The sequence below is a fragment of the Thermoactinomyces sp. DSM 45891 genome (assembly GCF_900119485.1).
Classification (GTDB): domain Bacteria; phylum Bacillota; class Bacilli; order Thermoactinomycetales; family Thermoactinomycetaceae; genus Baia.
The window spans coordinates 32,077-47,443 of sequence record NZ_FPJZ01000019.1; the positions used below are offsets into that span (position 1 = coordinate 32,077).

Genomic DNA, 15,367 nt, shown 5'->3' on the forward strand with positions numbered 1-15,367 from the left:
CAATCCCCGTCATAATGCTGATAGGGATTGTTTTCTTACTACTTTCGATGCATCTTAAACTCTAGGAACAACTCATTATAGTGGGATAACATCTTTTTCCCAAGATTTTTGTACACCTCTAGCTTCTTCGTCAATTCTGGCGGAGGATAAAAGCGCACATCCTGTGAAATCTCTTCAGGAAGGAGCTTTAAAGCTTCTGCATTCGGGGTCGAATAACCGACATATTCGGCATTCTTCGCCGCATTTTCTGGATCGAGCATAAAATTAATAAACTTGTGAGCACCCTCTACATTTTTAGCTGTTTTGGGAATCACCATATTATCAAACCAGAGATTAGAGCCTTCTTCCGGTACCACATAGTCAAGATTCTCATTCTCCCCCATGATCTCCGAAGCATCTCCTGACCAAACAACCCCAAGTGACGCTTCTTCATTCACAAGCAGCATCTTAATCTCATCCCCCACAATAGCTTTAATGTTAGGAGTAAGTCGATCTAACTTCGCCTTCGCTTCTTGAAGATGTGTTTCATCTGTATCATTTAATGAATGGTGAAGGCTGTTTAACGAAAAGCCCATCACTTCCCTTGCCCCGTCAGCGAGTAGAATTTGATTCTTAAAATCTGGATTCCATAGGTCATTCCAACTCTTAATTTCTCTTCCTTTTAACTTCTCCTTATTATAGACAATACCAACCGTTCCCCAGAAGTAAGGAATCGAGTATTGATTTTGAGGGTCAAATGGAAGATTCATAAAACGTGATTCGATATGCTTCAAATTAGGGATTTTTTTATGATCTATCGGCAACAACAACTTTTCATCTTTCATCTTAGACATCGCGTACTCAGAGGGTACCGCTACATCAAATGTAGTACCACCTTGCTCGATCTTTGTCATCATCGCTTCGTTTGAGTCAAATGTTTGATAGATCACTTTCAATCCTGTTTCTTCTTCAAACTTTTCAAGAAGCTCTTCGTCAATATAATCGCCCCAGTTGTAAACCGTTAGCGTATTCTTCCCACCATAACCCTCTGCTTGATTGAGATAGTAGGTTACATACATAAGACCGAAAGATATCAAGAAAATGACAGAAAAAGCCCGTGTTAATCTCTTCACTTTCCAACCCCCATTCCTGCACCACGTTGGTTACGTTTCGCAATGAAATAATACCCAATCACCATCATCATGGTCGCAAAGAAAATAAGGGTAGATAATGCATTAATGGAGAGTGAAATTCCTTGTCTAGCCCTAGAATAGATCTCAACAGACAAGGTTGAGAAACCATTTCCTGTGACAAAGAACGTAACCGCAAAATCATCTAACGAATAGGTTAACGCCATGAAAAACCCAGCAAAAATCCCCGGAGTAATAAACGGCAATATCACTTTACTCAATATATCCCAACGACTCGCCCCTAAATCCCGGGCTGCATCAATCAACGTGGGGCTCATTTCGTTTAACTTTGGTAACACCATGAGCACAACGATCGGAACACTAAATGCAATATGAGAAAGCAAAACCGATACAAAGCCTAATTTCACTCCCACAATGGTAAAAAGAAGTAAGAATGACGCTCCAATTACCACATCCGAACTAACAATTAATACATTATTTAGGGTAAGGAGTGAATTTTGCGTCCGTAACTTCCGCACATAATAAATCGCTAAAGCACCACATACTCCGAGTATCGTCGAAAGAGCAGCTGATAACAATGCAATTACTAGCGTATTCAGAACAATGATTAAAAGCCTTGTGTCTTGCAATACTTCCTTATAATGATTCAAAGTAAAACCTTCAAAGTTGTACATCTTATCTCCACTACTAAAGGAGTACACCATTAGATAGAAAATCGGAGCATAGAGAATGACAAACACGATTGCTAGGTATATTTTAGGGCCCAAGCCATTCTTTTTCTTCATATTTGCCACCTCACTTCCGTTTTCTCGTCAACATCATAATGAAGGCCATCGCAATAATCAGGAACACCGCAATCGTCGCTCCCATTCCCCAATCTTGAGTGACAAGGAAATGTTGCTCAATGGCTGTTCCCAGCGTAATAACCCGGTTTCCAGCGACCAATCGAGTAATCATAAACAACGAGAGAGCAGGAATAAATACAGCTTGGCACCCTGACTTCACCCCGTCCAGCGTTAGCGGGAAAATAACACGACGAAAAGTAGTCCACTGAGAAGCCCCTAAATCATTTGCCGCATCTAGGAGACTATGATTCATCTCTTCCAAAGCATTGTAAATTGGCAAAATCATGAACGGAATAAAAATATAAACCGAAACAAATAAAAAGCTAAAATCCGTAAATAAGATCTGTTGTGTACCAATCCCTAAGCTTTCTAGCAATTTATTAGTAGGGCCATATGTCCCGAAAATCCCTAAAAAAGCGTATGCCTTCAACAATAAATTGATCCACGAAGGTAAAATAATGAGAAGGAGCCACAATTGTTTATGTTTGGTCTTCGTTAGCCAATAAGCAGTAGGATAAGCAATCAATAATGAAATAATCGTAATGAGAAATGCATACCAAAAGGAACTTAACGTCATCTTCAAATAAACAGGCGTAAAAAATTTTTGATAATTCCCAAGTGTAAACTGACCATCTACATTAAAGAATGAGTAATATACAATCAGTAAAATAGGCGCAACCACAAACAATAGAATCCATGTGAGGTAGGGAATAAGATATAGGTTTCTAGTTCTAATCTGCATGAGTTGCCTCACTATACGCTTCGAGACGCTTATCAAACTCTTCTTCTGTCTCACCCAGTCGCATCACATGAATCGCTTCTGGATCAAAGTACAAACCGATTTCTTCCCCCACATTCGCCTTTTTCGTGCTATGAACCAACCACTCATTCCCATCTTGGTCATAACCACAAATTTCATAATGAACTCCGCGAAACAATTGTGAATCCACCTTCATTCGAAGCTTCCCTTGATCCGGTAAAGTAATTTCTAGATCTTCCGGGCGAATCACAATCTCCACTTGCTCATTTCGATTAAATCCACCATCCACACAATCAAAGTTCTTCCCCGCGCATTGGACCAGATAATCCTCTTTCATCACGCCCGGCACAATATTGGATTCACCTATAAAATCAGCAACAAAGCGGTTAATCGGCTCATCATAAATATCTGTAGGTGTTCCACTTTGCTCTATATTTCCTTCGTTTAACACGAAAATCTCATCTGACATCGCAAGTGCCTCTTCTTGATCATGAGTTACAAAGACAAATGTAATCCCGAGGCGCCGTTGTAACTCCCGAAGTTCATATTGCATCTCGGTACGTAATTTCAAATCCAACGCGGAAAGTGGTTCATCCAGCAAAATCACCTCTGGCTCATTTACAATGGCACGTGCAATCGCCACACGTTGTCTCTGTCCACCAGACATCTCTTTAATTTCACGATTTTCATATCCAACCAAGTTCACAAATCGCAGAGCTTCCAGCACTTTGCGTTTGATCTCATCATTTTTACAACCCTTAATACGCAAACCAAATGCTACATTTTCAAATACATTTAGATGAGGAAACAGCGCATAGTCTTGAAATACCGTATTCACTTGTCTTTTATTTGCAGGTACATCATTCATCACTTTTTCATGAAAATAAATCTTACCTTTTGTCGGTTCTGTAAACCCTGCAATCAAACGTAAAATGGTAGTTTTTCCGCAGCCAGAAGGCCCTAGAAGAGTGTAAAATCTCCCCCGTTCTATGGAAAAACTGACATCATTTAATACAGCAGGATCTTGATCATATTGCTTTGTCACATTTTCAAAACGAATAATAGTCTGATCAGCCATTGTGACCTCCCCAAATATGTTGCTGTTTACAAGTAAGACTCTGTAGCAACCAAAATAACTTCCGATTCACCTTTATAATGATTGATAATCTGATGTTTGTCTGAGGCAGTATAGTAAATCGCCTCTCCCTCTTTGGCAATATACTGCCGCTTGCCAACTTGGATCATAATCTGCCCGCGAATCACAAAGGCAAACGTCTCTGCTAAGGAAGGCTCAAACTCTTTAAACTCTCCTATCTCTGCTAGAAGGAGTAGAATTGGCTCCATTTCCTTCTCATTCGACTCTGGAACCAGCCACTGAATTTGGTAACCCCGATCCTCATCAATAAAGCTCGTCCAATCATCTGATGTATAAACGACCTTCTGTTCTTGTCCATCCTCATCAAAAAACTCTTTCGGTGTACAGCCTAAAACCTCCAAGATCGCAAAAAGAGTTTCGATCGAAGGTGAGCTCAAATCACGTTCTAACTGAGAGATATAACCCTTAGACAAATCCGTCCGCTCTCCCAACTCCTCCTGAGTCAGCCCCTTTTTTAATCTTAGATTTTTGATTTTCTTACCGATTTTCATGGTATAACCTTCAATCACGTTTATTATAAGTAAACAAGAAGTACAACAAGTTCACCATTACGTAACACAAAGTTTAGTCTAACAGTTACAAGTAGTATTATCTAGTATGAATAAGTTTGTTTTAGTTTGGTAAATCAAGGGGTTATCGTACCTGCTGTTCGATCTAGTTCTATCTATTTATAAGTAGTATGTGGTCAAAATGTGGTCAAATAAGGGTAAAACGTGTGGTCAAGTGGACATGTTGGCTAAAAAATGTGGTCAAACCATAAAACATCCCACAAATGCGGTCATAAAATAGCGTTTACCCCTTATATATCAAGCATTTAAGCGGATTTTCATAAAATGTGGTCAAATTGGTCAGACCACTACACCTTTATTACTGTGTGGAAAAAGTAAAACAGGGGTGCTATTTTCTACAGCACCCCTCCGACCGTGTATATTAATTTTTGTTATAGACAGCATGAAATGAAACGGCTGCCCCTATTCATTTCTCTTCCTTCCAAAATATCGCATCATAAGAACAATTGTCAGCAAACCTACAAAAGAAGCAAGCCTCTTGATCCAAGGTTCTGGAAAAACGATTATCTCCCACTCAATTAATACTGAATATGCCATACTGAGTAAAACCGTAATTAAAAGGTAGTATCTACGTTTCAAAAAAATCATCCTTTCTTAGGTTGAAGTGTTTGCTTCCTTCCACCAAAAGCCAGAAAGAACAATCCCATTCCCAACAAAGCATTTAGTATAAAGATGATAGACATACCCAAAGAGGAAAGATAACTTCCTAACGTAATATAAAGAGCACCTATCATTTTAGAAACTTGAAAGACAATATTATTAACTGCCATATAAGACCCTTTAGATTCTTCATCTACCAAGTCCGCTAGTACAGACTGCCTTGTTGGAGTAAATATGATACTTCCGATACTATAGATCATCGCACCCAAAATAAGAAAAAAAGCGTTCGTTGTAACTCCTAGCAAACAAATACCAATAAGAGTAAAGATAATACCTATATTCAAAGAAGAAAATTCTGATACCCTTTTTAAAAATCGGCTTATGAAAAAAGTGCCCAATACCACAATAATCATATTTTCAACTCGAATAAGACTAAAAAGCTCGTATGCATTTAAATCAATACTCCAGCCCAATATTGAGAAAGAAGTATGAGCAAAGTCATTTTGAAATCGGATTGAAACGTAATTCTGCATTTGTAACCCTAAAACAAAAATAGACAAACTACCTAGACAAAAAAAGAAAAACCGATAGTCCTTCAACCACACCATAGATACTTTTTTCATGTGTGCGCCTAGAGTTGTCTTTTGAGAAGACTCTCTTTTGCTCACCGTTTCGTGTATCAAAAGTATCGTCATCATAAGGCAAATCAAAGTGATCACGATTAAGACGATTAACAGACTAATACGACTTTCTCCAAAGAAAATACCCCCTATTGTAAATCCCAAAGCAACGGCAATGCTTTGAAGCCAATAGTTTAAACGAAAAATGAACTTCCTTACCTCTTTCTCTGGAGCTATATCAAGTAACATCACATCAGAGGCAGTGATAAACAAACCAATTCCGATACTCGTGCATATTACCATATAAAAAGTAAGCCAAGCAGAATCAATCAAACATCCATATAATAATCCTATATAGGCAAATAAATTAATCGACTGGGCGAGAATTATCACTCTTTTTCTCCCCCACTGTTCAGTCAACACGCCACTTATATAGATTGCTAAAATGGAAAAGGCAACCGAAATAAATAACAATAAGCCAGTCAAGGATTGTCCTAATTTTTCACTCAAATACATCCCGACGAACGGAAAGAAGCAAAAATTACACAGTTTCGTTAAGAAGTCATTGTATATCCTTACCTTAATGTTTCGCTGAAGTTTCTGGAATGTCACAGCCACAACCCGCTTTCCTTTTAATCTCATTACGGGCTATCTTCTATACTTATTGTATAATTCCTTACACAGATTGATATCGGAGATCAAATCATCGAATAGGTTGATCTCATTATCCCTTTCTATTACGACAGCATCACATGACGTGTGTTGTAATACCCATTCTGCATACTGCAGAACCTCTTGATGAATTCCACCTACATGAGTATCATATAAAACTCCTTCCATCTCGCTATGTCCGGCGATATGAAGTTGTAATACTCTGTCTTTCGGCATGTTTTCCAAAAACTCGTATGGATCATATCCATGCACCCTCGAGTTTATATGTAAGTTTGTAACATCTAACAAAAGTCCACAGTTCGCCTTTTCCGATATATTTTTAATGAACTCAGCCTCCGTATATGTGTTTTCTGACCATGTGAAGGAGTGAGTTACATTTTCTAATGCTACCTTTACACCTAGATAGGATTGCAGATCAGAGATGTTTCTACATGCAATCTCAATCGCCTCATCTGTATATGGGAGTGCGATAAAATTATTAATCTCGATATCATTATTTCTACTAAATGATAGATGTTCGCTAACCCATGATGGTCTTAAAAAATCAGTTGCACCTTTCAGAAAGTCAACACGATTTCTAGGAGGTGGTTCGACCGAACCTAGAGATAGATTTACGCTATGGATAACACAAGGGATTTTGCCCAAAAAATCTCCAAACTCTTCTTTGTAGTCAACACCACTCCCAAAATTTATCTCTAAAAAATCAACATTCTGGATGATCTTATCTCTCTCATGACTAAACTGACTTCTTAGACCCACTCCAACTCCTTTTACCATTACAATCGCCTCCTTTTATACAATTATCTCTAAATCTCGCAATTGGTCCCACAAGTTCACGGCTGTGTACTCAGCCATAAGTTCAGCTATCTTATTATCTGCAACCTTAAGGAATTCTTCTTTGTGAAAAACAGGATTCAAGTCATTAATAATCATATAGGTGCATCTATCTATTTCAAAGAGTTCTATATCATTCCCTTGCTTTTTACCAAGGATAAAACTTGTGTTACCAATTGAACTTTCAATTGCAATAATATCCTTGTCTCGAAGAATATCATTTTTCAAAATGGGTTCAGCAATGAATGGCATCTCACATAGATCGATACCTATAGAGAGAGATGATTGATTATCTGTTGCATTCTTTTCTGTATCTATATTTCTCTGTGACAAGTAGAAAAACCACTCTTCAAATCTAGCAATTTCCGCTATCACCGTATCATCTGAGCACTCTTGGATATAACCTAAAAACTGTGGTACTTTGGAGAGCCAGTCATTTTGTAACATTACATGTTCACTTATGAACCGTTCAATCATTCTCTCCTCCGCTCCTTTGAGTCCTAGAATATCCATTGTCCTCCATATATGTTGATTTGCTGGTGAAGTCCTAATTCTTTTTAATGCTACTCTGATACAAAATTTATGGAGAGTATCAAAATCCAATTTCATAATAGAATCATACTCATCCTGACTCAAGTCAAACCTTCTCTTTATAACCTCGCTACTTTTCATATCTGCAATCAATTTAGGATCGACAGCTATATTTAACAATACATTTTGAATTTTTTTCAGCGATAACAACATTCAACACTCCCTATCTTATGGGATAGAAACCGTAGCAAAAATGGTAGTAGGATGACTTTTTTGAAGTCATCCTACCTCCTACATAAATACCTATAGAGAGGACGCGAGGTCCAATTAACGAAGTGGACTTGGACCTTCCCAACACGGTATGGCAGCATTTGTATTAATTGTAACAACCTTAACTTTTTTAATCACAATATGACCTCCTTATCTATATCAGATAACTGCATCACTAATTATATCAGATTTCCATTCATTTGAATATATAAAATTATATACTTTATATATATTTAATATAATTTTAGTTAAAATTGAAAATTAAACACTTTCCATCACTCGTACACTATTTATATATGAAATTCAATTAAATTAACCAATAAATTAATCGATAATTTATTGGGTTCACCTTGCTACATAAAAAAACAAGGATGCTATCAAACAGCACCCTTGTTTTCCTTCACCTCTAGGTACATAATTCTCTCAACAAAAAATTTTAACACTTTATCCACCTACAGGATGAGTGATAGACCACACACCAATAAAAAATGGTGATGATAGAAGGCTAATGATATATTTCTCCATTTACAGCTTCCTCCTTATTCTTTAAATTAACCAGCGTATCAATTAATTCTAGAACCCGCTCATCATTCCCTTGCTTTCTCAAACAATTCATTAGAGGAACAATTACCTTCTCGATTAGGTTGTCCATTTTTAATTGAAGAGCTGTGTCCAATGCGTATTCAAAATTGGTTATAGCTTTTGTTTGATTGTGCCCATCCATCAAACATCCAATTGCAAAATATGCGTCAAACACTCGTATCATATCATTACATTTTTTGCTGATTTTTAAACCTTCAAAAAATAATTCCTCTGCCTCTTCTCTATCCCCTTCATGCATCTCGATTATCCCCAACTCAATGTATGCATCCACAATCAATGCCTTTACATATAGTCGATCCTTCAATTCCAAAGCTAACTGACAATAATTTTTTGCAAGTGGTATATTCCCTAGCGACTTATATGCCCTTGCTAATTGAATAGAGAGATCCACATTTCGCTCAGGACTTCCATTTTTCATTGATAGATCCAATCCCTCTAACAACACATCAATGGCTGTGTCAGGCATGCTTTCAAGTAAGATACGGCCATAGACCTCAAACAAATTTAGTCTTGGTTCCATATCCATTTTCTCTTTTTGTTCAAATAATGCAGCAATCATTGGCAATGCCTTTGTAAGTAACCCCATCTTCTCCAAGTATATAATCTCATCTACTTGAAGGTTATAAATTAGATAACTTCTCTCCCCATTGCTTACAAATGATTCCATTCCTTGACGAACAGTAGATATTGCCTTTTTTATATCATTATTTAAATAATGACACATAGCTAGGTCCCCATACGCAGTAGATCTTACATTTAGGAAATCTTTCTCCGGACAAAGCTGAATACACTTATTCAAATAATATATTGATTTAGAGATCACACCTTTTTTTCTATACCCTTTCCCCTTTAAAAGCAAAAGATATGGATAGTAACGACTATCTTCCTTTAAATTTAACATATTCAAAATCTTAAATACAATAGTATGGTTTGACACTTGTTGATTTAGTAGAACCTCACATCGTTTCAATTGATGAAAGACTAAATCAAGCCTCTTGCTCTTTGAATCAGCGGCTTCGATCTCGGTCATTCTATCTAGATCGAAGCCTATTTTATTTGCTAAGTATTGAACCTTTGGTGTTATTCTCATCAACTTTCCATTTTCAATATTACTAATCATTCCTGCTGAAATAAAATCATCAGCAATCTCTTGTTGCGTTAAATTTAGATTTTTCCGCTTTTCACCAAGGGCCTCACCTATGCGACTCATATCCATTCTCTTCATGCAATCTCACCTCATATTTATAACTCGTCATATAGATATGATATTTAATTTTCATCAAACAAAAGCATTTGTTCCGGCACTACTTTGATAAAAACACCTGACTTATGTAGCAATGACATAAGAAGACTTGGCTAATTACTTAATACAACAATACTTCATGATCTAACTTTTTACAAATTAAAGACAAATATTAAATATTTAATTTACACATTCAATTTTAGCCTAATAATTCCCCATAACTAAATATTTAAGTGAATTTGACTACAAAGATTTGAAATTTCAATCCCTATGTTTAAGAGGAATAGAAAAAATTTTTTTAGAATAAAACCAATTATCGTATAAATACACAAAAGGATTGTTGAGATTATCATTTAAGGCTTGTATAATCAACAAATAAAGAAGGTGGTTATATAATTATGGATAATTTACTGAAATTACACATCAATGTGAAAATACGTCTGATAGATCAATTTCTAAGATCACTTGCATTTAACATTCTTACGCCTTTTATGATTATCTACTTCTCTGGATACTTGGGAGCGTTCAACACTGGGGTTATATTAATGTGCAATTTAGTCCTTTCATTTATTGCAGGACTCTATGGTGGGCATTTCGCAGACAATTGGGGAAGGAAAAAGCTACTGCTCTGGGCAGGTTCTATACGCTTAATCACTACTTCTATTATGGCAATTGCGGTTTCGATAAACTTACCCATGCTTGTTTTAGGAATGGTCACTCTTAATAGCCTGTGTATTGGAGCTTCACGTCCTGCTGGTTCTGCAATGATTGCCGATTCAAGTCAACCAGAGGAACGAAAATTTATTTATACCGTCGATTACTGGTTATTCAATTTTTCTATGGTTATAGGTGCGACACTTGGAGGTTTTCTCTTCGAACGCTATTTGTTCGAACTAATATTAGGAATCGCAACCTCTGCACTCACTTCACTTCTATTAATTATATTTTTTATACAAGATACCTATACACCAAGCCCTATCCAAAATCAAGTGAAGAAAAGTATCTTGAAAGATATGATTTTGAACTATAGGAGCGTGTTAAAAGACAATGTATTTCGTGTGTTTATCTTCGCCAACTTGCTTAATATCTCAGTTCAAACTCAAACCATGGATTATATAGCCATTCGTCTTAAAAATGAAATGGAGCATCAAACTCTCTTTACCATTGGGGATTTTTCATTTGCGGTAAATGGGATTAATATGTTCGGTTTGCTATACTCGATTAACAGCTTTTTGATCATTATTCTTGGTCTTTTTACTACACGTCTATTTAAGAAACTAAGCACATCATTCTTGCTTAAAATTGGAATCATATTGTACTCTGTTGGGTTTACTGTACTCGCAATTAGTAACAATCCATACCTTTTAATCTTCTCTGAGTTTCTCATTGTCGCAGGTGAATTGATGTACATTCCAATCCTGCAATCTCTAATGGTTGATATTATCCCTCCAGAAAGTAGAGGAGCTTACATGGCTACCAATGAATTTGGAAATTTGGGAGCCCTAATGTTGGGATCTTTAGCTGTTTCACTAGGTGCCATCTTTCCGACTTGGACAATGGGGGGTATCATTCTCTTCTGTGGTATCATAAGCCTATTTTTATTAAATACAATACCTGTTACTAAAAAAACGAGCAAGACTCCAGTAGAGATATCATCAAATTAGATATTCAAAACCAACCCCCTTTTTCAAATTAACTGAATAGGGAGTTGGTTTTGTTATTTTTATTCATCCCTTATGTTCAATGATTTTAACAGGGACGAGGGAAAGAAGGGCAATTGCAAATGGTAAAAGGTACGCCACAATAGAAAGTGAAGAGAAATGAGTTTCAAAGAATAGTACGACAAAATAAAAGGTAGTTAAAACAGCAACCGATATACTAATATCTCGGAAGTATTTTTTGTCGTCACGATGTTTATGTAGAAATTGGATACTCCAGATACCAAAGACAATAATGCCAATCCAGTGGACAATCGCATAGGGATTAAAAAAGTCATTTTTAACAATACTTTCAATTATGAATGGATCAATAATGCATCCCCAAAGTAACATAAGTGGCACAAAACGATATACCTCTTTCCAATTAATAGGCATATAAACCCTCCAATTTTTATGTTGTCTCCATATCCATTTTATACCCAAAGTTATATTATGAAAACCATGGTAAGTACTATGCTAAGTACCTACCATGGTAGAATGCAAAAGTCAACGACTAATTAACGTTGACAAATGCCCTTACCCCAAGCATAATCACACGCAACTTTACAGAGTACCATTACAGGTGGCATTTCCCAAAAAACTGCACAAGCTCCAAAACAGGCAACCTGACCAGCGGCTTTACAAACAAATTGCGTTAAGAACCACTTCCAAGTATATTTTTTGGGCATTCCATTAGGCACCATTTCACTAGCACTTTTCGCAAGCTTTTCACTGTTTTCTGCCTTGATTGTTTCGATGTCCTTTTCTGAATATGTGGTGACCTGCCCGTCTTGAGTCTTGACTGTTATTTCCCTTTTTTCAAAATTGGTAGTTGAAATTGCCATTTTACTAATTGTGTTATTGCTGTGGTTAAATAGACCAGAAATAATACTCATGCCATCTGTACCTTGCAAAGTAAAAGATGTGTAGTACATATTTTGTTTCTTCACTTTGACACCATATGTTTTCTCAAGATCAAAATTTAATGACTTTTTTTCTTTATCAAGATATTTTTTCAAATCAGGATGCTTTATCATCTCTTCACCAAACTGCTTTTTTGATGATGCATTATCCAAGAACACCATTTCATCCACACCAGCTTGCTTTAAAATGGCTTGGTTTTTAATTTGATTGACTTGTGAGTCTGTAAGCTCCGTTGCTCTGACAGTAGATAAGCTCGGACTTAGACCTAAACTCAACATACAAATTGCAAGTATAGCTAAAACTGCAAATTTAAGATTTTTTCTCTTGAACATTCTTGTTCTCTCCTCATTTGTATATTTATTTGTGACCAACCGACTAAAGGAAAAACTAATTTTTGTAGTATATCTAATTTGTACATTTCAGCATCTCTCATTGGGCTTGTAGATATCTACTAAAATTAGTCTCATCCGTGATATTTATCACATGACGAATCACCTCCTTAAATAAATGTCTTTCAACGAAGATCGAAACTCCAACCGCGAATTACTTTGAGAGAACCATTTGGCTGTTTAATCATCTCAATTTTTTTCATAGCCGGTAGTATTATTTCTCCTTCTTCAGTCATTAAGGTAACTTGTATCGGATCGTCTTCTGTAGTTAAAGTAACTTGTATCAGTTCACGGTAATTGTATCCTCCATCATCTATTAGAGGATTCTTAGATAGGCTTTGATTCCTTTTTTTAACTATGATTGACCAAGCTCTCATTTCAGCCACCCCATCAATATAATGATTTCTGCTACTTCTTTTAAAAAAAACGAGCAATTATGCCTATCAAGATGAATATCCAATTTCCATTATCAAAATAATAATATAAATTAATATTTTTTACAAATTTATAATTTTGTTTAAAATATTAATTTATATAACTAACTTTGTGTTTTTGATAGCCATTTACTCCTTTATTTAGGTTATATAGGATAAAAAAAATTAAATATTCATCTCTTATGTTTACAAATAATAAAAAAAATTTTTTGGCTATAAAACTAATTTTAATTAGTAGAATATATTTTTGATATAGCTAGAATTAAACGGCCTTTTGTCTTGTGTAATCAAGAAACTAGAGCTTTTTTTACTGCGTTGGAAAAAATAAAAAAAAGAGTATCGCTCACAGGCTTAAAGTGAGCAATACTCCCTCTATACATCTATCTCTTATCCAACCCTAAAGCTGAAGCAACACCTAGTGTAATTGCCTTAGCCAACCCATCAAGAAATTGGCCATCCTTCAATAGTTTGTTCTCTGTAGGATTATCTATAAACAAATTCTCCAGCAATACTGCAGACATCTTCGTATCCCTAACCACAGCAATTCTACCTCTCGCCGCTTGGATATCAACTTTCTCTGGATTCCCATGCGCCTTAACTCCGTAGCCCTTTAAGAAGTCCAGCACACTATCGTTAATTATCTTTTGTATTCTCTTTGTCCGAGTGGGTGCAGGTTGAGCTACGTAAGACTCAAATCCAGATCCTCGTCCTGCGTTACAATGTAGCGATAAGTAAAAATCAGCCCCTTTGTTGTTTGCGTAGGCAATCCGTTTACGTAGCCCAGCACTACCAGATGGATAGCTTGCCGATGTATTCTTGTTACGAGTCAGAGTGGTCACACAAGCATAGCTACCTAGATAGTGATTCACCAACTCTACTAATTTTAAAGCTACGTCTGCTTCTCGAAGCCCATAGCCTATAGCTCCTGAATCTTTACCGCCATGACCAGCGTCCAGACAGATTAATTTAGTCATGATTAATAGCCTCCTTGTTATCTTTATCGTCTAGGAATCCCTGATTCTCCGTAGTGGGGTTATTCAATATCCCTAACACAACAAGTAGACTTACGATTGAATCTGCAACTGTGGTAATGGCTCCTTGCTTTACTGGAGTAATGTCTACCCCGATAGTCTGTAAAAATAAAAAGACCAACCCCGTTAGGCTGATCCACATTCCACTGTTTTTCCAACGTTTATTTTTCATATTTAAATTTATCCTCCACTAGATTGATTTTTTTACAAACGATAGCAGTAGCGTAATCGCCCCCGTGACCAACGAGCCTGTCACAATCCTCCAGAGCCACACCTGCTGGCTTTCTATTTTGGAAGCTATGTCATATGCCTCTTCTGATTTTTTAATCGCTTCACGACTTCTCTCTTCCGTTTGTCCAAAGTCCTCCAACTTAGTCTCCATCACGCTTATGCGAGTTAGGATTTGTTGAGACGTACTTCCAATAGCCTGTATAGATTCATACATTTCTTTTCCAGATATATAGATGCCTTGCTTTTCTTCATCCAATCGGATCACCTCCTCTCCGATTCAATCTGCTCACGGGATTAAACGTCCCCTAAGATCACTTGATTCTGTTGTGGATCAACACTCGTTCTACTACTCTTCTTCTCGGTGACCCTACCTCGGATCGCAAGCTCTGGAGTAAAACTGTGATCCTTCACGAGTATTTCATCCCCCAGTCTGCATTGTTGCCCGATGAGTCTTTCTAGTAGGAGAACACTCATCTGATAGGTTACTTTCGGTCTACTCCTTTTATCGAGTTCCTTTACTGTGTTCTGATAGAGTTCAGCAGGATTCGTAGCCGATTCATCTTTGTAGACTCCAAATATATGCTTGCCATTTCGCCTCCAACGCTGTAGAGATTCGATACTCCCAACCCAGTCTTCATTCTTTTCATACTTGAAATTACCTGGAGGAGTATAGTCTTGAAATGTGAGGATACTCCCATCACCCTCATCCTTCCCGATACCAATTAGGGCCGTTACCAAATCCTTCGTATCCCTCGTCCTCTTAACCTCTACTAGATCCCGTCCATAAGAGAATATCTTCCCTGTGACCTGTCCTCTTTTCCGATAGAC

General features: G+C 36.8%; 17 protein-coding genes. 1 reads left to right on the top strand and 16 read right to left on the bottom strand.

Going from position 1 to position 15,367, the window contains the following annotated elements; genetic code table 11:
• Positions 1 to 38 precede the first annotated feature (38 nt).
• From BT147_RS12780 to BT147_RS12825, 9 genes are all read right to left on the bottom strand, one after another.
• Complete coding sequence (locus tag BT147_RS12780) at positions 39 to 1,112, bottom strand: ABC transporter substrate-binding protein (RefSeq protein WP_072336042.1); 1,074 nt, start codon at positions 1,110 to 1,112, stop codon at positions 39 to 41.
• Positions 1,109 to 1,915, bottom strand: a complete 807-nt coding sequence (locus tag BT147_RS12785) for an ABC transporter permease (RefSeq protein ID WP_072336045.1) — start codon at positions 1,913 to 1,915, stop codon at positions 1,109 to 1,111. The genes BT147_RS12780 and BT147_RS12785 overlap by 4 nt, the downstream gene beginning before the upstream one ends.
• Positions 1,916 to 1,925: 10 nt before the next feature.
• Positions 1,926 to 2,717 carry an ABC transporter permease gene (locus BT147_RS12790; RefSeq protein ID WP_072336048.1) on the bottom strand — a complete coding sequence of 264 codons (792 nt, stop codon included), beginning with the start codon at positions 2,715 to 2,717 and terminating at the stop codon, positions 1,926 to 1,928.
• Positions 2,707 to 3,813 (bottom strand): ABC transporter ATP-binding protein, encoded by a 1,107-nt coding sequence (locus tag BT147_RS12795; protein WP_072336051.1) that lies wholly within the window; start codon positions 3,811 to 3,813, stop codon positions 2,707 to 2,709. Before BT147_RS12795 ends, BT147_RS12790 begins: the two co-directional genes overlap by 11 nt.
• Positions 3,814 to 3,839: 26 nt before the next feature.
• Positions 3,840 to 4,382 (bottom strand): helix-turn-helix domain-containing protein, encoded by a 543-nt coding sequence (locus tag BT147_RS12800; RefSeq protein ID WP_072336053.1) that lies wholly within the window; start codon positions 4,380 to 4,382, stop codon positions 3,840 to 3,842.
• A gap of 662 nt (positions 4,383 to 5,044) precedes the next feature.
• Positions 5,045 to 6,322 (bottom strand): MFS transporter, encoded by a 1,278-nt coding sequence (locus BT147_RS12810; protein ID WP_072336060.1) that lies wholly within the window; start codon positions 6,320 to 6,322, stop codon positions 5,045 to 5,047.
• Between the two features lie 6 nt (positions 6,323 to 6,328).
• Positions 6,329 to 7,129, bottom strand: a complete 801-nt coding sequence (locus BT147_RS12815) for an MbnB/TglH/ChrH family RiPP precursor modification enzyme (protein ID WP_072336063.1) — start codon at positions 7,127 to 7,129, stop codon at positions 6,329 to 6,331.
• A gap of 15 nt (positions 7,130 to 7,144) precedes the next feature.
• A complete protein-coding gene (locus BT147_RS12820) occupies positions 7,145 to 7,927 on the bottom strand; it encodes a hypothetical protein (RefSeq protein ID WP_143188006.1) in 783 nt (260 codons plus the stop codon).
• A 565-nt stretch (positions 7,928 to 8,492) separates the two neighbouring features.
• The gene (locus tag BT147_RS12825) at positions 8,493 to 9,815 is read right to left on the bottom strand and encodes a helix-turn-helix domain-containing protein (protein ID WP_072336070.1); all 1,323 of its coding nucleotides are present in this window, start codon (positions 9,813 to 9,815) and stop codon (positions 8,493 to 8,495) included.
• Positions 9,816 to 10,231: 416 nt separating this feature from the next.
• On the opposite strand from BT147_RS12825, the gene BT147_RS12830 reads away from it, so the two are divergent.
• Positions 10,232 to 11,497, top strand: coding sequence for an MFS transporter (locus BT147_RS12830; protein WP_072336073.1), 1,266 nt, complete (start codon positions 10,232 to 10,234; stop codon positions 11,495 to 11,497).
• Between the two features lie 63 nt (positions 11,498 to 11,560).
• Here BT147_RS12830 and BT147_RS12835 read toward each other — a convergent pair whose 3' ends face one another.
• The 7 genes from BT147_RS12835 to BT147_RS12865 form a co-directional block, all read right to left on the bottom strand.
• Positions 11,561 to 11,926: a hypothetical protein gene (locus BT147_RS12835; RefSeq protein WP_072336075.1), complete on the bottom strand. Its 366-nt coding sequence runs from the start codon at positions 11,924 to 11,926 to the stop codon at positions 11,561 to 11,563.
• Positions 11,927 to 12,048: 122 nt separating this feature from the next.
• A complete protein-coding gene (locus BT147_RS12840) occupies positions 12,049 to 12,786 on the bottom strand; it encodes a hypothetical protein (protein WP_072336078.1) in 738 nt (245 codons plus the stop codon).
• Positions 12,787 to 12,968: 182 nt separating this feature from the next.
• On the bottom strand, positions 12,969 to 13,220 hold the full coding sequence (locus tag BT147_RS12845; protein WP_072336082.1) for a hypothetical protein: 252 nt from the start codon (positions 13,218 to 13,220) through the stop codon (positions 12,969 to 12,971).
• Between the two features lie 437 nt (positions 13,221 to 13,657).
• Positions 13,658 to 14,251 (bottom strand): N-acetylmuramoyl-L-alanine amidase, encoded by a 594-nt coding sequence (locus BT147_RS12850; protein ID WP_072336085.1) that lies wholly within the window; start codon positions 14,249 to 14,251, stop codon positions 13,658 to 13,660.
• On the bottom strand, positions 14,244 to 14,480 hold the full coding sequence (locus BT147_RS12855; RefSeq protein WP_072336089.1) for a phage holin: 237 nt from the start codon (positions 14,478 to 14,480) through the stop codon (positions 14,244 to 14,246). The genes BT147_RS12850 and BT147_RS12855 overlap by 8 nt, the downstream gene beginning before the upstream one ends.
• A gap of 18 nt (positions 14,481 to 14,498) precedes the next feature.
• Positions 14,499 to 14,795 (bottom strand): hemolysin XhlA family protein, encoded by a 297-nt coding sequence (locus BT147_RS12860; RefSeq protein WP_083426562.1) that lies wholly within the window; start codon positions 14,793 to 14,795, stop codon positions 14,499 to 14,501.
• A 38-nt stretch (positions 14,796 to 14,833) separates the two neighbouring features.
• On the bottom strand, positions 14,834 to 15,367 hold a 534-nt coding region (locus tag BT147_RS12865; RefSeq protein WP_177239829.1), incomplete at its 5' end, for a phage tail spike protein.